Annotated in this window: 17 protein-coding genes, 2 other RNA genes and 1 pseudogene; 14 read left to right on the top strand and 6 right to left on the bottom strand. The window is 44.2% G+C overall.

Features of this window, described 5'->3' with window-relative positions; all coding sequences use genetic code 11:
• Positions 1 to 245: 245 nt before the first annotated feature.
• The 8 genes from ffs to ssrA all read left to right on the top strand — a co-directional run bounded on the left by ffs (position 246) and on the right by ssrA (position 5,200).
• An RNA gene (gene ffs, locus H6A12_RS12120) (signal recognition particle sRNA small type) lies at positions 246 to 345 on the top strand.
• Between the two features lie 86 nt (positions 346 to 431).
• Positions 432 to 2,162: a DNA polymerase III subunit gamma/tau gene (gene dnaX / locus H6A12_RS12115; RefSeq protein WP_204448232.1), complete on the top strand. Its 1,731-nt coding sequence runs from the start codon at positions 432 to 434 to the stop codon at positions 2,160 to 2,162.
• A gap of 26 nt (positions 2,163 to 2,188) precedes the next feature.
• Entirely contained in the window at positions 2,189 to 2,419 is a 231-nt protein-coding gene (locus H6A12_RS12110) for a hypothetical protein (protein ID WP_204448230.1), read from the top strand.
• A 36-nt stretch (positions 2,420 to 2,455) separates the two neighbouring features.
• Complete coding sequence (locus tag H6A12_RS12105; protein ID WP_204448227.1) at positions 2,456 to 2,812, top strand: YbaB/EbfC family nucleoid-associated protein; 357 nt, start codon at positions 2,456 to 2,458, stop codon at positions 2,810 to 2,812.
• Positions 2,813 to 2,828: 16 nt separating this feature from the next.
• Positions 2,829 to 3,428: a recombination mediator RecR gene (gene recR / locus H6A12_RS12100; RefSeq protein WP_204448225.1), complete on the top strand. Its 600-nt coding sequence runs from the start codon at positions 2,829 to 2,831 to the stop codon at positions 3,426 to 3,428.
• 90 nt (positions 3,429 to 3,518) lie between these two features.
• Positions 3,519 to 3,983, top strand: a complete 465-nt coding sequence (gene smpB / locus H6A12_RS12095; RefSeq protein WP_204448223.1) for an SsrA-binding protein SmpB — start codon at positions 3,519 to 3,521, stop codon at positions 3,981 to 3,983.
• A 1-nt stretch (position 3,984) separates the two neighbouring features.
• Entirely contained in the window at positions 3,985 to 4,818 is an 834-nt protein-coding gene (locus H6A12_RS12090; RefSeq protein WP_204448221.1) for an alpha/beta hydrolase, read from the top strand.
• A 29-nt stretch (positions 4,819 to 4,847) separates the two neighbouring features.
• Positions 4,848 to 5,200: a transfer-messenger RNA gene (gene ssrA, locus H6A12_RS12085) on the top strand.
• A gap of 653 nt (positions 5,201 to 5,853) precedes the next feature.
• On the opposite strand, the pseudogene H6A12_RS13830 reads toward ssrA, so the two are convergent.
• The 6 genes and pseudogenes from H6A12_RS13830 to H6A12_RS12050 form a co-directional block, all read right to left on the bottom strand.
• Positions 5,854 to 6,894 (bottom strand): annotated as a pseudogene (locus H6A12_RS13830) (recombinase family protein); the annotation flags it as partial.
• A gap of 103 nt (positions 6,895 to 6,997) precedes the next feature.
• Positions 6,998 to 7,162 (bottom strand): hypothetical protein, encoded by a 165-nt coding sequence (locus H6A12_RS12070; RefSeq protein ID WP_204448219.1) that lies wholly within the window; start codon positions 7,160 to 7,162, stop codon positions 6,998 to 7,000.
• Between the two features lie 140 nt (positions 7,163 to 7,302).
• Positions 7,303 to 7,623, bottom strand: coding sequence for a hypothetical protein (locus H6A12_RS12065; protein WP_204448217.1), 321 nt, complete (start codon positions 7,621 to 7,623; stop codon positions 7,303 to 7,305).
• A 12-nt stretch (positions 7,624 to 7,635) separates the two neighbouring features.
• Positions 7,636 to 9,420 (bottom strand): DUF927 domain-containing protein, encoded by a 1,785-nt coding sequence (locus tag H6A12_RS12060; protein ID WP_204448215.1) that lies wholly within the window; start codon positions 9,418 to 9,420, stop codon positions 7,636 to 7,638.
• Positions 9,421 to 10,082: 662 nt separating this feature from the next.
• Positions 10,083 to 10,589 (bottom strand): DUF1643 domain-containing protein, encoded by a 507-nt coding sequence (locus H6A12_RS12055; protein WP_204448213.1) that lies wholly within the window; start codon positions 10,587 to 10,589, stop codon positions 10,083 to 10,085.
• Entirely contained in the window at positions 10,586 to 10,933 is a 348-nt protein-coding gene (locus H6A12_RS12050) for a hypothetical protein (RefSeq protein ID WP_204448211.1), read from the bottom strand. The genes H6A12_RS12055 and H6A12_RS12050 overlap by 4 nt, the downstream gene beginning before the upstream one ends.
• 470 nt (positions 10,934 to 11,403) lie before the next feature.
• Between H6A12_RS12050 and H6A12_RS12045 the strand changes: the two genes are divergently transcribed.
• The 6 genes from H6A12_RS12045 to lexA all read left to right on the top strand — a co-directional run.
• A complete protein-coding gene (locus H6A12_RS12045; RefSeq protein WP_207753225.1) occupies positions 11,404 to 12,183 on the top strand; it encodes a DNA/RNA non-specific endonuclease in 780 nt (259 codons plus the stop codon).
• Between the two features lie 148 nt (positions 12,184 to 12,331).
• Positions 12,332 to 12,919, top strand: coding sequence for a TetR/AcrR family transcriptional regulator (locus tag H6A12_RS12040; protein WP_204448208.1), 588 nt, complete (start codon positions 12,332 to 12,334; stop codon positions 12,917 to 12,919).
• The gene (locus H6A12_RS12035; protein WP_204448205.1) at positions 12,916 to 16,281 is read left to right on the top strand and encodes an LPXTG cell wall anchor domain-containing protein; all 3,366 of its coding nucleotides are present in this window, start codon (positions 12,916 to 12,918) and stop codon (positions 16,279 to 16,281) included. Before H6A12_RS12040 ends, H6A12_RS12035 begins: the two co-directional genes overlap by 4 nt.
• Before the next feature lie 65 nt (positions 16,282 to 16,346).
• The gene (locus H6A12_RS12030) at positions 16,347 to 18,947 is read left to right on the top strand and encodes an LPXTG cell wall anchor domain-containing protein (protein ID WP_204448203.1); all 2,601 of its coding nucleotides are present in this window, start codon (positions 16,347 to 16,349) and stop codon (positions 18,945 to 18,947) included.
• 78 nt (positions 18,948 to 19,025) lie between these two features.
• On the top strand, positions 19,026 to 19,982 hold the full coding sequence (locus H6A12_RS12025; RefSeq protein WP_204448201.1) for a helix-turn-helix transcriptional regulator: 957 nt from the start codon (positions 19,026 to 19,028) through the stop codon (positions 19,980 to 19,982).
• A 128-nt stretch (positions 19,983 to 20,110) separates the two neighbouring features.
• Positions 20,111 to 20,636, top strand: a 526-nt coding sequence (lexA, locus tag H6A12_RS12020) for a transcriptional repressor LexA (protein WP_204448198.1), incomplete at its 3' end; no start/stop codon positions are given.

Raw genomic sequence — 20,636 nt, 5'->3', positions numbered from 1 at the left:
CACCGTCCGGCCGCTGCATTGGGTTACAGAAGCCCCGTTCAGTTTAAAACCGAACGGGGCTTCTGATAAATATTCTTTTTACTGTCTACTTTCTCTTGACAAGTGCAAGGGAAATTTCCCTGCCGCTCTTTTTTAAGGCCAAAACGTTTTCGCAAAAAAAGCTTGTATTGCGCATTTGTTTATAGTATAATAATACGCGTATCATGAATTGGCAGCGCAGGAGCTGTGCAATCTGAGATACGGATATATGGGGCCTGTGCAACAGAATGCCGCGAACCATGTCAGGCGGGGAACCGAGCAGCATTAAGCGGATGTTTTTGTGTGCCGCAGTTCACCCTGTATATCCGTATGTCAGGCTGGACGGCAGCCGGTTTTTCCGGACTGCACTGCCATTTCTTTTATCGGAAGTTGCGCGGAAAGGGGGAGAAGCGTTGTATCTTGCATTGTATCGAAAATACCGTCCGGCATCGTTTGCCGATGTGGTCAGCCAGCCGCATGTGACGCGTACTTTACAAAACGAGGTTTCACAGGGAAAAACGGCGCACGCCTATCTGTTCACCGGCTCACGCGGAACCGGTAAGACGACATGTGCGAAAATTCTCGCAATGGCAGTCAACTGCGAACATCCGATCGACGGCGACCCCTGCCATGAATGCGAAAGCTGCAAGGCGATTGCCGAGGGCGCAACGCTCGACGTCATGGAAATCGACGCGGCGAGCAACAACGGCGTCGACAACATCCGTCAGCTCCGCGAAGAGGCAAACTACACGCCGGCACAATGCCGCTATCGTGTATATATCATCGACGAGGTGCACATGCTCTCTGACGGTGCGTTCAATGCACTGTTAAAAATCATGGAAGAGCCGCCGCCGCACGTGAAATTCATTTTGGCAACGACCGAGGTGCACAAAATCCCGGTCACGATTCTGTCGCGGTGTCAGCGTTTCGATTTCCACCGCATCCGTGCAGAGGACATTGCCAAACGGCTCTTATATATTGCTGATAACGAACCGTTCACGCTCACCGAGGACGCCGCTTCGCTGATTGCGCGGCTGTCCGACGGCGGCATGCGTGACGCGATCTCACTGCTTGACCAGTGCGCGTCGTTTTCAAACGAGATCACCGCGCAAACGGTCGTCGATGCCGCCGGTGTTGCAGGGCGGGACGACTTGTTCGCACTCACGGACTGCGTCATCCGCGCAGATGCCGCCGGCGCGATTGAACAGATCGGTGTGCTTTACGAAAAGGCGAAGGATCTGTCTGTGCTGTTAAGCGAGCTGTGCGTTCATTTTCGGAATCTGATGCTTGTGCACACGATGAAGGACGTGTCCGCTGTGCTGACCGTTTCTCCCGAGGAGGAAGCACGTATCAAAGAGCAGGCATCGTCCCTGCCGCTTTCTTCGGTGCTGTCAGCGCTCACGCAGATGCGCGAAACGCTCGATCAGATGGGCAAAACGGCTGACCGGCGGCTTTTGTTGGAGCTTTGCTTTGTGCGGCTGTGCACGCCGTCGTTAAATCGGGATGAAACCGCGATGCTCTCACGGCTTGACCGGCTCGAAGCGACTGTGCGTACGTTGCGTGAAACGGGTATTCCGGTACAGACCAAAACGCCTGCACATACAGCGACCGCACCGTCAGAATATCCGGAAAGCAAACCGGCTTCTTTACCAAAACAGACCGCTGAACCTGTCCAAAACACACCGCCGCAGGCACAGTCTTCGCCGGTGATCATTCCGGAAACACCGGAAGCGCCATCCGAACAGGCACAACCTGAACAGATGCAATCTGAGCAGACTAAGCCTGAGCCGGTACAACCCGCACGGGTGCAGCCTGCTCATGAGATTCTGCCGTTTGCGCAGTGGGACGAAGTGCTTTTGCTTCTTGCCAAAACGGGCGGCCCGCTTTACGGCATTTTGCAGTCGGCGCGCGCATTCACCGACGGCGTTACGATTTATATTGATTCGTCGTCCGCGTTTGCCGCTTCGATGTTTAAGCAGGAGGGCAACGCCGCGAAGTTTTTGGATGCCGCCGAACAGGTGACAGGAATTCGGTATAAACTGCGCGTCAAAGGCGCCAAGGCGAAAAAAGCACAAGCCGATCCGCTTTTGGATGTTCTCAAAAAAGCGCAGGACGCGGGTGTTGAGATTCACGCAGAATCGTAAAACCCGTCAGAAAGGATGAATGCTTGATGAAACAGTCATGGACCTGCCCGAAATGCGGCAGTAAAGAGATTGTCCGCGTAGACGGACTGGGCGGCGCGTTCGGTGCAAACGGAAACGTCATCCGTATGGGCATGATGTCGTCGTCCGCCATTCCGGTGACACGATATGTCTGCATTTCATGCGGATTTACAGAAGAATGGGTCGATATTCCCGAGGACCGCGAGCGTCTGCGCGAACGGTACGGGATCAAAGAATAAATAAAAATGCAATCAAAATGAAATGAGGAACGAAATATGAAAGCAAGACTTCCGCAGGGATACGGAAAAGGCCCGGGCAATTTGGCCGGCATGATGAAACAGGCACAGAAAATGCAGGAGGAAATGACAACGCTTCAGGCAGAGCTTGAGCAGACCGAATATGAGGCAACGGTTGGCGGCGGCGCTGTGACCGCAGTTGTCACCGGCAAAAAAGAGTTAAAATCGCTGTCCATTAAACCGGAGGTTGTCGATCCGGAGGATATCGAAATGCTCGAGGATTTGATCATCAGTGCGGTCAATGAGAGCGTGCGCAAAGCGGAAGCTGATTCGGAAACCAGAATGAATCAGATCACCGGCGGCATGAACATGGGCGGACTCGGCGGCCTGCTGTAAGAAGAAGGGAACCGATATGAAATACAATGTGCTTCCGCTTTCCCGGCTGATTGAACAGTTTGCGTCCCTGCCGGGCATCGGCCGGAAAACGGCACAGCGGCTTGCATTTTATGTGCTCACGATGTCAAAAGAGCAAGCACAGGCGTTTTCGAGCGCCATCATGGATGCGCACGAGAAAATCCACTATTGCAGTGTCTGCCGCAACTACACCGACAAGGAAACGTGCGAAATCTGCGACGATCCGTCGCGTGACCGCTCGGTCATCTGCGTGGTGGAGGATGCAAAGGATGTCGCGGCATTTGAGCGCACACGCGAATACCGCGGGCTTTACCATGTACTCGGGGGACTGATTTCCCCGATGGACGGCATCGGTCCCGATCAGCTCTTTTTAAAAGAACTGCTTTCCCGCGTAAACGACGGCACGGTCAAAGAGGTCATCATGGCAACAAACCCGACGATCGAGGGTGAGGCGACTGCGATGTATATCGGCAAGCTGTTAAAGCCGCTCGGTGTGACGGTGTCGCGATTAGCGTATGGTGTGCCGGTGGGCTCTGATCTTGAGTATGCCGACGAAGTGACGCTTTACAAGGCGATTGAAAACCGCAGTACGATGTAAAAAACGGCGTGCTTGTTTTCAAAAAAGACAAGATTTCGCGCTCGTTTTATCGTATAATAAGCAAAGAATGAAAAAAAGGAGGGTTGACCGATGGCAGAGGTTTCGACCAAGACGATTGCGCAGAATAAAAAGGCGCGCCACGAATATTTTGTAATCGAAAGCTTTGAAGCAGGCATTGAGCTTGTGGGCACAGAGGTCAAATCACTCCGTGCCGGCGGCGTCAATTTAAAAGACAGCTGGTGCAGCATCGAAAACGGGGAACTGTACGTCAAGCAAATGCATATCAGTCCCTATGATCACGGCAATCTCTTTAACCGCGACCCGCTCAGGGAACGGCGGCTTTTGATGCACAAACGCGAGATCAACCGGCTGTTCGGATTGGTCAAGCAGAAGGAATACACGCTGATTCCGCTGTCGCTTTACTTCAAAGGCTCGCGCGTGAAAATGCAGTTAGGACTCTGCAAGGGCAAAAAACTGTATGACAAGCGTGAGGATGCGGCAAAACGGGATGCCAAACGTGAGATTGACCGCGCGATCAAAGAGAGGAATCGATAACATGGTTCATCAGGCAATCGAAATTTCTTTGGAACATACACCGCTCGGCGTAAATCCGAACGGCTGGACGCCGAAGCTTTACACCTATGTGCTTGACAATTCGCCTGAGATCGATGAAAACCGAGTAAGACCTGCGGTGATTATTTGTCCGGGCGGCGGATACATGATGACCTCTGACCGGGAAGCGGAAGCGGTTGCAATTCGTTTGAATGCACTCGGATTTCAGGCGTTTGTGCTTCGCTACAGTGTGGCTTCCGCGGTATTTCCGCGCGCACTGGCGGAACTGGCGCTCGCCGTTTCGACGGTACGGCAGCATGCGGCGGAATGGCATGTTGACCCCGGTCGGATTACGGTTGCCGGATTCTCTGCAGGCGGTCATCTGGCGGCAAGTCTTGGTGTGTTTTGGAATCATTCGATTTTGACCGACCTGTTCCCGGGTGACTGCACCGCGTGGAAGCCAAATTCACTGCTTCTTTGTTATCCGGTAATCACGTCCGGCGTGTTTGCAAACCGCGATTCATTTGTCAATTTGCTTGGCGACCGGTATGATGAATTGGTTGATGCCGTTTCACTGGAAACACAAGTTCACGATCAGGTTCCGCCGGTTTTTGTCTGGCATACGGATGAGGACGACGGTGTTCCGGTTGAAAATTCCCTGCTGTTGGCGATGGCGCTGAAGACGCATCATATCCCGATGGAAATGCACATTTATGCGCACGGACCGCACGGCATATCATTGGCGACCGAGGAAACAAAAACACCGTTTGCGAACACCGTTGTGCCCGAATGCGCCGGATGGATTGATCTGTTTGCATCTTGGGCAAAATCATTGTAAAATAAAAGCAGCCTTTGTGCTGCAATTATGGGGGCGTAAAGGTTTCGACGGGGATCAAGAACTGAGGTAAGCGAGCAGAGCGGGCGGAAGCTCTTTAATCGCCGCACTTTAAATTTAAACGCTAACAATAACGAATTAGCTTACGCTGCCTAATTAGGCGCGTCGTCCATGCCGGGAGGGCCCACGGACCCGACAGGGCGTCAAACAAGTGGGGAACGTATCATCGGCGCGGCCCGTCCGTTGATAGGCACAAGGGTCTACTAAACTGATAAGCCTGCTGTTCGGCGTATCGGCAAGGGAATGTTAAAAGAATAAGCTACGCTCGTAGAAAGCTTTGGGGAACGGTTTTCGGACAGGGGTTCGACTCCCCTCGCCTCCACCATGAAAGTCACGATTGTATATACAGTCGTGACTTTTTCTTGTTATGTGTGTCTTGAGAAACTCGCCACGCATGAGGGAAAATACATGTTTTTCTATGATCCGGTTGATATCAGAAAAGGCTGACCGATCACTGTAATGAGACATTAACCGTTTTCTTTTGATAGACACGCTTTGATAGACAGTAGGATTTAGCTGTTTTTCATCAGAAATAGAAAAAGTCACCTTAAAGGTGACTTTTACGGTTTCATTGGAAATATCAATCCGTTCAATATACTGAGTGAGAATATACTTTGTTCTCACAAGATTTTTGGGATTGCTCATATAGTCCTTTAGCTGATTGATTTTTTCCCTGACATCATTTTCTGAAATAACCATTTCACATTGATTGTGTTTATGAGATTCTATGAAGTCTTTTGCGGCTCCTATTTCGTTCTCATATCGTTTGAGTTCTTGAACCAATACTTCACTGGAGCCTGTTTGAGCGATTGCATTGATCAAATTTTTTCGGCTCTTTTCCAAAACCTCTAAATTGCGTTTGACTGAAACAAATTCTTCGTCCTGCTCAAAGGTTCTTTTCAGCTTTTCGTTCACTTGTTTTGTGATAACAGGGATGATATCATCATTGAAAAAATAGTTTATGAACTGTTCGATGATCCAAGAATCCAGAATGGAGCAACGAATTTCTTTTGTGGCACAGGTGTGTTTATTTGTTCTGTGAGAACATCGATAGGTTGTATATTCTAAGCTTTTGTCTTTGTGACGGCGAATATTCCCATGAAATTTTCCTCCACAGTCGCAATAAAGCAAACCTGTCAGCAAATAAGGATGACGAGCATTTGTATAAGCATGCCGCATAGATTTTATGACAGCATTTGCACGTTCCCACAATGCTTTCGAAACAATAGCCGGACAGCCGTTTTCAATTCGAATAATTTCTGAATCTGGCTTATAGCGATGATTGTTACGTTTGTTGAGAGAATTTGCAGCAGCTCTGCGGTTGAAAATATACGTTCCTTTATATCGTTCGTTTCTGATCAATTCATACAAACTGTTTTTTCCGAATGAATTTCCGGCTTTTGTGCGATACCCTAAGAGATTCAGCTTATCGACGATCTTTCCATATCCATATCCGTCTGCCGCCATTTCAAAGATGAGCCGAATGCTTTTTGCTTCCTGTTCATTGATGAACAGTTTTCCGTCTTGCAGATCGTATCCAAGCGGTGCTGGACCACCTGTCCATTTACACTGCAAAGCATTCTCTTTCAATCCTTTCATAACTTCCAGACTGAGGTTGTCGAGATAGTACTGATTGACAGAACTCATCATCGTCAGCATCATTCTTCCTGCTGGCGTATCATCAACATTTTCGCTGATCGAAATGACATCAACTCCATAGTCACGGAATAGATTTTTGTAATGCAGAGTGTCCTCTGTATTGCGTGAAAATCTGTCAAATTTATGGACAATGATCGCCTGAAACTCCGGATGGTCTTTGACATCAGCAAGCAGTCTTTGAAATTCTGGACGATCAACGGTTTTACCTGTCTTTGCATGGTCGGCATACCAGTCGACAATTTCCATATTATGATTGTCCGCATACATAGAAATGAAACGCTTTTGTGCTGTTATAGATTCTTCTCGCTGATTAGAAGAACTGAATCGGCAATAGCCGACTACTTTCACTTTGTTTGTCATGATTTTTCCTTCCTCCTATTGAACTTAATCAAAAAAATAATATATATTTCAAAATGACTTTATTTCCTGTGTGTAAACGGTTTTTGTCACACACAGGAAAAGGTTATTTGCGTATGAGTTCAGCAAAAAGTTCTACAATAGGATTTAGGAAAGTTGAAGATATTTCCTGTTCGTTGTCAAAGATACTTGTATTTTCAGGTTGACTTTTGTCATCGTGAAGTTTATCACGAGGAATACTGAATTCCATTGATTGAATCTTAAACTGCATGATCTGCACTCCTTTTTATTGAGTGCAATATAGTGAAACACTATAAGACGGGGGAGACTGATTTTTTGATCAAGTCACTCAGATTACCCCGTATCCCTTCATATCGTACACGAACGCAGATATGAATTTACAACGAAAGCTTAATTTTCGATTGCTTTCAGTGCCGTAACTTTAGAGCGTACCTGTTCTGGTTCTCCAAGGTCTTTTACAACAAACTGCACTTTTGTTCCAATAAGATTTTCCGTACTGAAGTTTCCGTTTTCATCGACATACTGCAAAGCGAAGTTGTTGAATAACGGCGATTGAATAGAGAAACTACAGGTGAATATTGATTGATCGACAAGGATTTTAAACCAAAACATTTGAGCATTTTCAATATAGCTGATCTCTTGGATGGTTCCTTCATGAGTTCCTTCAGACAAGTGGTTAATAAAGCTTTGAGGCTTAAATGAAAATATCATAGCTGCATCTCCTTAAAAAAGTTCGTCTTCGTCTAGTTGTAAATCTGCCAAAGACGTGGCAGATTTGATATCTGGAGTAGGACGTTCTATCGTAATGACTTCTGTTTTAATCTTAAAGCAATAGCATTTTTGTCTGCCTAATTGTGAAACAAGCGTTATCCGCTTGTAAAGACGATCAGACTCTGTTTGCAAGATGTTTTTTTCTTTTAATTTCTTTAAACGAGATTTCCAATCGAGAATGTTGTGTTTCTTCATAAGGTTTACAAATACTGTATCGATGATTTGGACTTCCACATAGTCATCCGATTGCTCCTGAATATTACCGAAGCACCGTCCTTGAGGAAGTTGATGATCTTTCATATAATTCTTATTTTCGCATGTGGCTTCCTGTAGGACGATTTCTAGCAGATCATCTTCAGAGGAAGCTTCGTCGCATATTTCTTTTTCAATTTCTATTAAATATTCTTTGATACTGCTTTCGTCAAAATGAAAGCCAAAGCACTCTTTTACATATCTTAAAGTGAGCGATATGACAGATAGTTTCGAAATAATTCGTTCTGTCAGCTCTTTCTTTTTCATACAATGAGACATCAATTCCTGTTTGCTGTCTTCATAATCAGATTCTATTATTTCTGTTTTTTGAATGAGATATCTTATGAACTTTTCTCCTGCAACCGCATAGTTTTGCATCACAGTTCGTTTAATATTGTCGCTGTTTTCCGCACTGGAAGTAAAAGCGTCCCTTAATTCAAAAACTCTTGTTCTGATACCGTTTGACATGTTTTGATGAATGAGATCAAATTCCGCTGTAGATATAATGATGGACGAAAAGTCTTTTACATCTTTCTGGGTACTATCTCCATTCAGACGCATTTTTGACCGCCCGTTACAGATCGTGTACATTAGTCTCAAGAAGTCTCTTGAACTGTTGATTGTAACTTCGTCCAAGACAACTGTGTGTCCTTTGCATGAGGAAATAAACTCAACCAAGGAATTTTCTGTTGCATTATAGCTAATCATAGTTCCCTTGTTCATGATTGGACAGGAAAACACACTTGCTCCTAGCATAGCGGCAGTTGTCTTACCTTTAGAAGAGCTGTTGGAAAGATTGAACATGATGGAGCCGAGGTCATAAGTCCTGTTCAAGTAGGCGAGAATAGGACTTGCAAATCCCAACAGCAATACAACAGTCATAGGTGTATTTGGCAGAACCTCTGTTCTCACCATTTCCTCCCATGCATTAAGCGTACCATGCGGCATTAACTCCATACTTCCGGAATAGCTTGCTGTTTCAGAATTCCCACCTATTGCATGACTGCTTTTAAATGGCAATCCGTTCGGTGTATTGCTCCATCCCAGTGTAGAATATATTCTATGAATAGGAGCAACACTTTCGGATTTGATGAGATATTGGAGAATGTGTTCGCTTTTTTTCTCTTCAAATCGTATTCCGTAGTTCAGCAACAGTTTTGCTCCAAATTTGCAAAAAATCTCGCTGTCGAAAATATGGCTGCTTTCACTGCTGCCGTTGTAATATTGAATCTTTACAGTCGTTATCCCTGTATCCAGATTCAATATTCGCTCCGACACTTTTAATGACGTAGCTACGGAATGCAGAAAGTATTGCGTTTCCTGCTCGCTTTCATGTTTTTCAAGCCGTAATAGATACTTCTTGCTTAAAATGAAAGGAAACATTTTGCCACACTTTTGGCTCAAGTGTTCATATAGCGTTCCATCAATTTCTATTTTTTCTAAACCTGAAATTAGATTGTCTGTATTGTATAGATTGATCTCCATACAACACCTCCTCTTCTTATTTTTACGAACAAGAAAAAATTTAAGGGATACTTTCACAATAGGCGTTGTGAATGCACGGTTTTTTGATTACCGTAATTTTATGGTTTCACCTCCCTTTGCTGTGTTTTGCAAAAGATGATACCAACAAAAAAAGAGCTGTCCATACAGCATGAACAGCTCAATAATCAACACAAAAAGCCATTGTACGCACAAGTACAATGACATACATTTTGCAATCAAACTTCTTTAATCTTAATTATACATATTTATTATATTTCCAAAATTGGAATTAAAATTCTTTTTATAAACAACAATCAAATTCTTATTTTACTCATCTTTATTATTTTTAAAATTATTATTATCAAATATAAAAATGCAAAATATATGAAATTGTGGTTGTTATATTGGCATATCATCCATATGCAGATATATAAAAATATCCATTTAACATTATATTGAATCAAAAGCAACTTGTCAAGCATTTTTCAAAAAAACTGTCGGGAGATTTTTTGAGTCATGAATTGGAAGCCAAAAAAACGGGGATGAAAAAGAAAGACGGGGAAAACCGGATTGTGTTTCCAGCTTGAAAGTGCTTGGAAAAAATCCGATTCCCCGATTTCCCGTTTCCCCATGAGAAGCATGGCACACAGACAGATGATGTTTTATTTGCTGATATTCAGCTGCTCCACCTTCCATTCATGAGCCAAAGGTGACAGCGGATGAGAGAAAGGCAACCCTTTCTTGTCAATGATGGTGTGGAGTTTTTCTGAATGGAGTGACAGCATTTGAAGAAACTGTTGCTTTGCTTCTTCGTTGCTTTTATCTCTGCCGTATGCCACAATGATCGTGTCAGCGTTTTCGCATTCCTGCAGGACAATAGAACTGTTCTGCTTGCTCGGCTTCTGAGCATTGCCTCCAATACTGGGAAAGAGATTCACAATAGACACTGAACCAAATCCGTGTTTTACTGCATTGTTTCTTACCAGCATCGTGGTTTGATCGAAAATCAGTTCATCTGCCAATGACGGAAAAGTCATAATGATGACAAGTGATTTACCCGTTGAATCCCATTGTGATTTCAACAGATATCTTTCATTTCCTGTTTTAGAAAATACAGCTGTTGTATTAACGGTACTTGTGCGTTCAATCAGTTCTTTTGCATAGTTCATTTTGTTTCCTCCTGTATTGGTTTGAAATATGAGCTTTTCCCAATAATATTGATCGCCCGATCATTGTCTAGAACGATGCATCCATTTGAATATCCGTATGAAAGTTGTTTTAGCCATTCAAACTGTGATTCTTTCAGTGGTGATGACAATCCCATTTGTTGATATAAGTGTATATCAGATTCTTGTTCCAATAAAAAAATTGCCCCGATCTGCTCCTCTATGGATTGATCAGGACAATAGGAGATATATTCTCTTAGGATATATTCCAATAGATTTTGAATATATAGGGAAATATATGAATCATGTATTTTCTTTAAATCAGCCGGTGAGGTTATTTTTATCATTTTGTCCTCCTGTTTTTTGGAGTTTTCACACCACAATATAACGAAATAGCACAGGTGACTCCTGTGAGAAAAGAATCCACTGCAATTTTAGAAAGTGCAGTTAAAAACATCAGCATTACAGATCCCTCCGCTTTGTTTCTTTTAGTATTCTATCTGTTGTCAAAAGTATTGTAAATGTGCTTAGAAATCCAATGATGAAAAACTTCATTGCTATCCTCCTTTTCATACAATAAAAAAGCTGTCCGTTATTTTCAAAGAACAACGGACAGCACTTATGATTTTTATCTTACAGGTTGACTTTAAATTCATGATCAGAACATGAGTGTAAACCTGCTTTTTCAAAACCGGTTAGATTACAAGTCGCTTTTTGGTATTTACTGAATTCTATACACAAACGATTGCGTATACTGATAGATCCTTCCCAGTAGCGGCAGGTAGCACATTTTTTTGCTGTACGGGGCAGAGGAATTTTGCCTGAATTATATTCAGGCTCGGCGTATGTGGTTATCAATGACAACCAACCTAATTTTAGTGCTGCTGAGCTAACAACAAACGCATACGAAAAATATGCAGCTCTTGACAGCAACGGTCGCTGTGGCACAGCAATCGCTTCTTGTGGAACTGAGATAATGCCGGGAGAAAGTGAAGAACGCACAAGTATCAGTAACATATATCCAAGCGGCTGGAAACAGGCAAAATACAGCGGTATTTCAGGAGGATACCTTTGGAATCGCTGTCACCTCATAGGCTGGCAGCTCTCTGCCGAAAATGCCAACGAAAAAAACCTGATCACCGGCACAAGATACATGAACACCGAAGGGATGCTCCCCTTTGAGAATATGGTGGCGGACTACATACAAGAAACCGGAAATCATGTTGCATACAGAGTGACGCCTGTTTTCGAGAAAAACAATCTTGTATGCAGCGGAGTGCAGATGGAAGCATATTCCGTCGAGGATAACGGTGAAGGAATTTGTTTTAATGTTTACTGCTATAATGTGCAGCCGGGTATAACTATTGATTATGCGACCGGAAAAAGTGTTGGAAAAAGTTCAGAATCACCGTCAAAAACAGAAAATACCGAAAGTAAACTGCAAAATCAAACACCGGTTGAAGATATGGTGTGGATACCGAAAACCGGCAGTAAATATCACAGCAATCCAAACTGCAGCAACATGAAAAATCCTACACAGATTACCATAGAAGAAGCTGAAAACCGAGGTTATGAACCATGCAAAAAATGCTACTAATTTAAGAAAGGAGCCAACGCTCTAAAAGAAAAATTTTTCGACTAATATGTGAAATATTGCACAAACAGATTGACTTTTTCTCCTCCTTTGTTATAATAAAAGCAGAATTATTAACCGTTCAGTTAGTAGTTTTGAAAGGAGGAGCCGGATGCCGGGACCAAAGCCCAATCTTGAACGAAGAATCGAACTGTTGAAGATTTGTTTTGACACATTTTGCGAAAGCGGTCTGGAAAACACCGGAATGAAAAAGCTGGCGGATGCCTGTGGGATTACTAATGGTGCTTTGATTTATTATTTTGGATCGAAAGACAATCTTGTCATTGAATCAACTGCCTACTGCATGGCAAAAGTGGAAGACGATTTTATGGCAAATGCACCGACAAGTTTTGAAGATATTGAACGCTTTCTGCGTGAGATGCCTTATCTTACTGCAAAGATGCACGGAGCAAAATACCGCTTTATGTATCAAGTTTATGCAAGTCCCAAGTATCGAGAATACGGCAAAGAATTTTTTAAAGGTGTAAATGTACGCTATCACGAATATGCCGTACAGCTTTCTAAAAAGCTGGGTATGCCTGCAGATTTCATTCAGGGAATGACCTACATTTTTGTTCGCGCATGCGTTCATTACGCTTTGTTTGAGGACGAAGAATATCTGAAATTACAGCTTGGCGCGATACGCACATCGCTGAGGCTGTTTTTAAAAGAAAGTAAACCAAAGGAGGAAAACTTATGAAACACAAATCAGTAAACAGAGTCTGTGCGGTAATCTTGTCGCTCATGCTCATTGTGGGGATGGTTCCCACGACGGTTTTTGCAAGCGATCCTGTGGAAAACACCGCTCCTGCGGTGGAGAATTTTGCCACGGCGGATGAGCTGCGGGCGAATTTTGATATGGATGATTCAACGGTCGACAAGACTTTTAAAAAGGTCTATTTCGGAAAAAGCAAGACATGGTCTATTGTAGGCGTTGATCCGGTGGGTGGCGGACTGGTACTGCTTTCACAAAATTCTACACCTTCGAGTTATTTTTCCAGCAGCACGGATGTTAAAGACTATGACTCCGCTTGGGATGTTATCTATGAGGATGGATTTGTACCTGAGAAAGTCGCTCCCAACCATTACGGTGCCAGCGATATGCGCGCAGCTTTCCAAAGCTATACAGAATCCGGTAACAGCGCCTGCTGGTTTACAGACGCTCAGCTGGATATGATCATTCCCACAACCATTTATACTGCGGATGTTTATAACACGGATGATAACGGAAATCCCCGCGTTTATCATTCCACAGAGCTTTTGTATCCCACATATTCCACCGATTACAAACCGGTTTCCGAAGGTCGGATCCAGTTTGTAACCGTGGGCTCTAACAGTGCGAAAAATTTGGGAACCGAATTAAAGGTCAGCCTTAAAACCAATGTGATTGGTTCGTTCACTCGTTCTGCTTGGGTCAGTGGTCCTAACAATATTGACCGTGTACTGGTGAACTCGAACAATGGCGTTGATTTAAGGTGGGCAGATGATAAGCGGGACTATCTTCCTGTGTTCCAGCTGGATACTTCTAATGTCCTGTTTGGTTCCATATATGAAGGAGTAACAGCGGAAGGAGAACAGAAAGATTCTTACGACCGCAAGACTTTTACCCTGCGCATGGATGCGGAACAATATAAGGTCGATTTGGGTGAAGCGCATATCACCGCACCTGCTATGGAATATGTGACGGTAAATGATGCGCCAGAGGGAACTTTTCTGGTTGTGCAGTGCGGCGAGGGTGCCTGGGCGAAAGCCGTTTCCGGCGATATGACCTTTTCTGCTTCTGATCTCAGCGGCGGCAAAATCACCTCTTTTGAAAACTGCAAAGTGTGGCTGGAAAAGACAGACGCAGACGCTATGCTGACCTATGCTTCGTATGCTGATACGGTAAACGCATACAGCGTTGGCATCACCAGCAATGCAAAACTGGTGCGGGATGAGAATTCCGGCGAGGAAAATCAGGTTTCTTTAGACAGTGCTCCTATTGAGGATATTGTTTACACTACAGTAGAGGATTACTGTTTCCCGGAGGACTACGGCGATACTTTGAGCAATAACGGCATTACCGTTACAAGAAACAGCGATACCCAAATCACCATTTCCGGTACTCCTACAAGCGATTTCTACCTTACTCTGCCCCTGCCTGACTACTGTGGTACAAAGGATAAGTGGGACGGCGTAACAGTGGCGTCCGGCTATGAAAGCGGCGACGGCACGCAGGACAATCCTTATGTGATTGCCAATTCAGAGCAGTTTGCTTATTTTGCCCAGCAGATGCAGTCAGAAGATTACAACGGCGCAGGAGAATACTTTGTCCTGACTGCTGACCTGGAACTGACCTCCGCCGATTGGAAACCTGTGTTCCAGTTTGACGGCAGTTTTGACGGCAATGGCCATACCATTTTATTTACCCAGCAAGAAGGAATGTTCATAACAAACGATGTCAATCAGCGGTTCTATTATTTCGGTTTGTTTGGCATTCAAAGAGGAACCGTTTCCAACCTGAATGTGTCCGGTGAAATTATTGTGAACATCCCTACCGGCGTTAAATTGGGCTATCTGAATGTGGGCGGTATTTGCGGATATACTGAAGGCACAGTCAGCCACTGCAGTTCGGATGTGGTGATCCGCTTTGAGGATGGTGAAAACACGAAAATCAATGTGGGCGGAATTGCAGGTCAGATATATAGCTACTCCAATTTCCCCGGTGTTGTGGAATACTGCGGCTACAGCGGCTCGATTACCGTAAATGCCACAGTGGTAAATGCAGGCGGTATCGCCGGTCACATGCTCGGCGGCACAATCCGCCAGTGCTTCAATAATGGTACCCTTGACATTACCGCAGGGGATAGTTCACATGGCGGAGGAATTATCGGTTCAATTTATGATACATATTATACAAATACCCGTGTCATTGAAAGCTGTTATAACTGGGGTGCGGTTTCTATCACAAGCAGTTCATCTGTAAATGCAGGCGGAATCGCAGGATATTTCGTAGCAGAAAATAGTACGAGTGATGCTTCCACAATAAGCGGCTGCTATTCCATCGGCACGCTGAGTTCTTCTTCAGGAAACAACTCTCCGCTTTCTCCGAAGGTGAACGGTCATGTTGAAGTGAACAATAACTACTGCTTAGAGAATGAAGACAAAAACACCGAAAAAGTTGCAGATAAAGCGGAATTATTTGAAAAACTCAATGTCTATGCACCGAATACTTGGTTTGCTGACAAAGTGACAGGCGATGTTCGTCTCCTTTGGGAACTGAATGTCCCCGCAGCACCTGAAGCGATATTTAACGCAGACAGCGAAAACGGCGGTATACTGTCAAATGTTGCTGCCGGTATGAAATACAGCCTTGACGGCGGTAACACTTGGTTAGACATTACAGATACAACCGTTGCGATTACCGGTGTCACGGTTGAAAACGGTATTTTGGTTTATCTGCCCGGTGATTTTCACGAGACGAATGATTCCGAAATCCAGTCAATTACAATCACAAAAGCGGCTGCACCGACCTCAGTGGGCGCAAATGGCTGCACAACAACTGAGCAAAATGACGGTATGATTACCGGCGTTGACAGTACAATGGAATACAAGGCTGCTGACGGCGATACATGGATTGCTGTTACAGGCAACAGCGTAACGGATCTTGAGCCCGGTACCTATTTGGTACGCGTGAAAGGAAACGGAACGGAATTAGCTTCTGATCCAGTAACGATTACGGTTGATAAGCACATCTGCGCTGCTCAGGGTGATTGGCAGCACGACGAAAACAATCATTGGAAGCTTTGCTCATGCGGTGAAAAACTGGACGGCGCAGCGCACACCTTTGTATGGGTAATCGACAAAGAGGCAACTGCAACCGAGGCAGGTTCCAAGCATGAGGAATGCACCGTCTGCGGATATGCAAAAGCAGCAGTTGAAATTCCGGCAACCGGCGAAAACACTTCCCCTGAAACCGGCGACAACAGCAATATTGCTCTTTGGATTGCGGTTATGCTGGCTGCGGGTACTGCCCTGACCGGCACCGTTCTTTACAATCGCAAGAGAAAATATAGCAGATAATATTTAAAAATGCGCTCCTTATTAAAGCTGTTCGCAAAAGAAAACAAAACGGAGGAAAAAAATTCATGAAGTCTAAATCATGTAACAGAGCATTTGCGATCTTACTATCTCTTGTGCTTATTATTGCGCTGTTGCCGACAACAGTATTTGCGACCGGCTCAACAAAAGTTACGGAAAAAAACGGCCTTTCAGCAGCTCTGAAAGATTCGGAAATCACAGAAATTCATGTTGCAGGCAACATGACCGTTTATACCGGCGAATTAAATACGGATAAAACAATCGTGATAGATTCCGGTTACACTTTGACAGTGAGTAGTGCAAGTGATTTTCAAACCGGTAACCTTATTATTTCAGACGGTGCTACATTAAAAGTTGTAGCAACCAGTGTTTCTTGGCCGGCACATGTGTATGGAACCGTTGAGAACAATGGTACCATTTTGATGACAAAGCAAACCGATAATGGCGGTAATTTATTCTGGCATGCCAAGACAACGGGAACCGGTATATGCAGTACAGAAACATGTAACAAAACAGTTTGTATCGATTATGGAGCGATTCCCAGCGAAATGTTTACTGCTGAAAGTACGAACTACAAGATCAATATCCTTAAAGATTCATCAAAAAAAGCAACTTTTTCTATAGATGAAACAGATTTAATTCCGGGCAATACGGTTACCGCTACAATCGATAATCTAGTCGATGGGATTGATCCGGCGGAAGTTTTTAAGTTCCAGTGGACAGGAAACTCTACAATATTGTCCAATGAAGCAACTTGTCAAATACCGATAGAAATGGGTGGTAAACAGATTTCAGTCACTGCCAGTTTTAAAACCAACATTCCGTATGTTATGGTTTATTCAGGTTCTAGCTTCCAAACATCAATTACAAAATGGTCCGGCACCGTTGCTTCTGTTGATAAAACAACTTTATATGTTGATATGATAAACGGAAACGACAGTAATGCCGGTACAGAAGATCAGCCTTTGAAGACGCTCGATAAAGCTATTGATAACATTGCGGCAGGCGGCACAATCTTTTTGATCGGAGATTATGACGCAACAGGTGGTTATTATGTCTATTCGTTCTTAGAAAATATAACAATTAAAGGCTCGGGTGCAGAAAAAAGTACGCTGACCACATGGAAAGAAACATACATCGGAGATGGCGTTACAGTCACTTTTGATAACATCGATTTTGCTGTCAGCAGTGATTTGTTTACCAAATATCCAAATTCAACGGGAACCGGCAGCTTGATATTCCAAAATGTTTCCGGCGGAAATATAAGTGTTTCAGATTTGGATTCTGTGACATTGAAAAATTCTTCTTTGGGCAGTCAGAATTTACAAACCAACACTTTGGAAATGGATGAGTCAACACTGAACGGAAAATTTAGCTGTAATGATTTTGTGGCGAAAGGAAATGCAGCTTTAGTTTTGAACGGTACAGGAAGCATTGCAAAAACCAGTACGGTTGAACAGCCTGTGACCGTTACTCCAAGCAGTCTTGCAAACGGTACTCTCGTGATTGAAGTACCGGAAGAAAGTCCTGAATGGGCAGACAATTTCGTGTTGAACGATACCGAAAATGGAAAGTTTGCCCTAAAGTGCAGAACAAGCACTTATGGGGATCCTTGCTTGATTGTTACGGAAAAACTTGTAGCAGGCGGCCCGCTTCATGTTGCGTTCGCTCCAGAGTGCTCCGGTGATGTAGTGGATAAAGAACCCGGTAAGACCTATATTGATGTTCCAAATGAATTTTATGCAGCTGTTACTTCTGCCGTATGGAGCGGTTATTCAGACATTGACGGAAAAACTTGGCAGGCGGGAGATATTCCCGAATTGACAGTTGTCATGAGAACCGATATCAGTGGTACAAATAGAGATAGCTATTATTTTGCAGAGGATTTTGATCCCAGTCAGTTTATCATATACGATTGGCAGGATTTAAATCAATTTGCAGAAAACTTCTATAAAGAAGAATACCAAATAGATGGTGTTACTGCGGTTGTGAAAACAGGACAAGGTGTGTCAGATGACGGAAAAACATTCACCTTCACTTTGCAGTTCCCGGCAGTTACACATAATTTACAAAAAGTGGATTATAAAGCTCCTACCTGCACAGCGGAAGGTAACGAAGAATACTGGTTCTGTAAGAACTGTAACAAATACTTCTTTGATGAAAATGCTACAGAAGAAACCACTTTAGAACAAACTATTATTCCAGCCACAGGACATAATTGGGGCGAACCGGAATGGAGCTGGTCGGAGGACGGCAAGACCTGTACGGTGACCTTTACCTGTGAGAACGATGAAACCCATAAGGAAACTCCGGAGGTAACTGTTACATCGGAGGTCAAGACGCCTGCAACCTGTACGGAAACAGGCGTAACCACCTATACGGCGACCGTCGAATTTAACGGTAAGACCTATACGGATATGAAGGAAGTGGCGGATATTCCGGCTACCGGTCACAGCTATGAAGACGGCAAATGCACCGTCTGCGGCGCAGCTGATCCGAACTACAAACCGACAGAGCCGGGTGATGAAGACACCGATTCTCCTCAGACCGGTGACAGCAGCAATATATTGCTATGGGTGGCACTGTTGTTTTTGTCGGGCGGTGCGCTCAGTGCAGTGACATACAAGAAAAAGAAACAAACGAACTAAAATCTAATAATTAAAGGGGTCGGCAACGGACTGATTTAGCCTGTTGCCGCCTTTTTATAAAGAAACGGGGGTGAAAAAATGAACAGCCAAAAACGCCTGCTCCTCACCTTGAAATACTTATGGGAGAAGACTGATGAAGAACACCCTGCCACCTTAAAGGAAATCGGTGAATACCTCCAGCACAACGGTATTGAAACAACACGAAAGACTCTGCAGGCAGACATCAATCTTCTCACGGGATTCGGCATAGATATCATATGCAATCACAGTACACAGAATCAATATCATATCGGTGAGCGTGTCTTTGAAGTGCCGGAAATAAAGTTATTGGTAGATGCTGTGCAGTCAGCCCGTTTCATAACCGCTAAAAAGAGTAAAACTCTGATTAAGAAACTATCCCTGTTTGTGGGAGAGCCGCAGGCAGATATCCTAAAACGGCACCTCTATGTCGACAATCGGTTGAAAGCAGGAAATGAAAGCATCTATTTCACCGTTGATCTGATCCATCAGGCTATACGGTTAAAAAAGCGTGTGACTTTCCAATATTACTATTACACACCCGATAAAAAGAAAGATCTGAAGCATAACGGAAAAATCTATGTATTCTCTCCTTTTGCATTGATCTGGAACGATGACAGCTATTATGTAATCGGCTACAGTGACAGCCATCAAAAAATTGTGAAATTCCGTATTGACCGAATATATGGCATGAAGATCAGCGAGAAGTTTGCGGCGAGAAAACCGGAAGGCTTTAAGGTATCCGACTACTTTTCACAGGTATTCTCCATGTATGAAGGAACAGAAAGAGCAATCGCTCTTTTGTGCGAAAATGAGCTGATGACCTATGTAATAGACCGGTTCGGAGAAAGTGTGCCGGTTACCCCGGCAGACGAGGATCATTTTTCAGCAACCGTCAAAGTTTCCCTCAGCCAGACCTTTTACGGATGGGTGTTTTCCTTTGGAGGCAGAATGAAGATACAGGCGCCGCAGGAGGCTGTGGACGGCTTTCAAAACCTTCTGCAGAAGTTTCAATAGATAAAATTTACTTGAGGTGGGTTGAAACGAACCCACCTCATTTTTTTGCTATTGTATTAGAACATCTGTTCTGATACAATCAAGGCACAGAGAACAAAAAGTTCTCTGCATGAAAGGATGACAGAATCATGGCAAAAAGTGAGGAGCGCATTCAGAAAATTAAAGAATATATTTTAGAATTTCAGTTTATATATCACAGAACACCGACAATGGCACAGATTGCAGAAGCTGTCGGCACAGTAAAGAGCAATGTGTATAAATACCTCGCCGAAATGGAAGAACGAGGGATCCTAACACGAAGAAAACGGGGAATTGTAATCAACGATACAATCCAAGCAAGCCCTGAACTCAACCGTGTCCCGATACTCGGCAATGTGTCCTGCGGTCTGCCGGAATACGCTGAAGAAAACTTTGAAGAATATGTGCCTTTGCCTGTGGCACTGTTCGGACAGGGAGATTTTTACCTCCTGCGGGCAAGCGGATACTCTATGATTGAGGCAGGTATTGAACCCGGCGATCTTGTGGTAGTCAGGAAGCAAAATACTGCAGAAGAAGGAGATATTGTTGTTGCGCTGGTAGACAACGAAACCACACTAAAGAGGTTTTACAGAGATAAAAAACACCGTTGCTGTCGCTTACACCCTGAAAACAGCA

It is taken from the genome of Merdimmobilis hominis (assembly GCF_016901855.1).
Lineage (GTDB): Bacteria > Bacillota > Clostridia > Oscillospirales > Ruminococcaceae > Paludihabitans.
Note: the sequence above shows the minus strand (reverse complement) of the source record. Positions and strands in the feature narration are given on the sequence as shown.

Coding starts and splice junctions, on each gene's coding strand:
- recR (WP_204448225.1), top strand. CDS start 2,829: ATGAAATACAATGTGCTTCCGCTTTCCCGGCTGATTGAACAGTTTGCG.
- H6A12_RS12110 (WP_204448230.1), top strand. CDS start 2,189: ATGAAACAGTCATGGACCTGCCCGAAATGCGGCAGTAAAGAGATTGTC.
- H6A12_RS12035 (WP_204448205.1), top strand. CDS start 12,916: ATGAAACACAAATCAGTAAACAGAGTCTGTGCGGTAATCTTGTCGCTC.
- H6A12_RS12055 (WP_204448213.1), bottom strand. CDS start 10,589: ATGAACTATGCAAAAGAACTGATTGAACGCACAAGTACCGTTAATACA.
- H6A12_RS12060 (WP_204448215.1), bottom strand. CDS start 9,420: ATGGAGATCAATCTATACAATACAGACAATCTAATTTCAGGTTTAGAA.
- H6A12_RS12090 (WP_204448221.1), top strand. CDS start 3,985: ATGGTTCATCAGGCAATCGAAATTTCTTTGGAACATACACCGCTCGGC.
- smpB (WP_204448223.1), top strand. CDS start 3,519: ATGGCAGAGGTTTCGACCAAGACGATTGCGCAGAATAAAAAGGCGCGC.
- H6A12_RS12050 (WP_204448211.1), bottom strand. CDS start 10,933: ATGATAAAAATAACCTCACCGGCTGATTTAAAGAAAATACATGATTCA.
- H6A12_RS12040 (WP_204448208.1), top strand. CDS start 12,332: ATGCCGGGACCAAAGCCCAATCTTGAACGAAGAATCGAACTGTTGAAG.
- H6A12_RS12030 (WP_204448203.1), top strand. CDS start 16,347: ATGAAGTCTAAATCATGTAACAGAGCATTTGCGATCTTACTATCTCTT.
- H6A12_RS12065 (WP_204448217.1), bottom strand. CDS start 7,623: ATGATATTTTCATTTAAGCCTCAAAGCTTTATTAACCACTTGTCTGAA.
- H6A12_RS12105 (WP_204448227.1), top strand. CDS start 2,456: ATGAAAGCAAGACTTCCGCAGGGATACGGAAAAGGCCCGGGCAATTTG.
- H6A12_RS12070 (WP_204448219.1), bottom strand. CDS start 7,162: ATGCAGTTTAAGATTCAATCAATGGAATTCAGTATTCCTCGTGATAAA.
- H6A12_RS12025 (WP_204448201.1), top strand. CDS start 19,026: ATGAACAGCCAAAAACGCCTGCTCCTCACCTTGAAATACTTATGGGAG.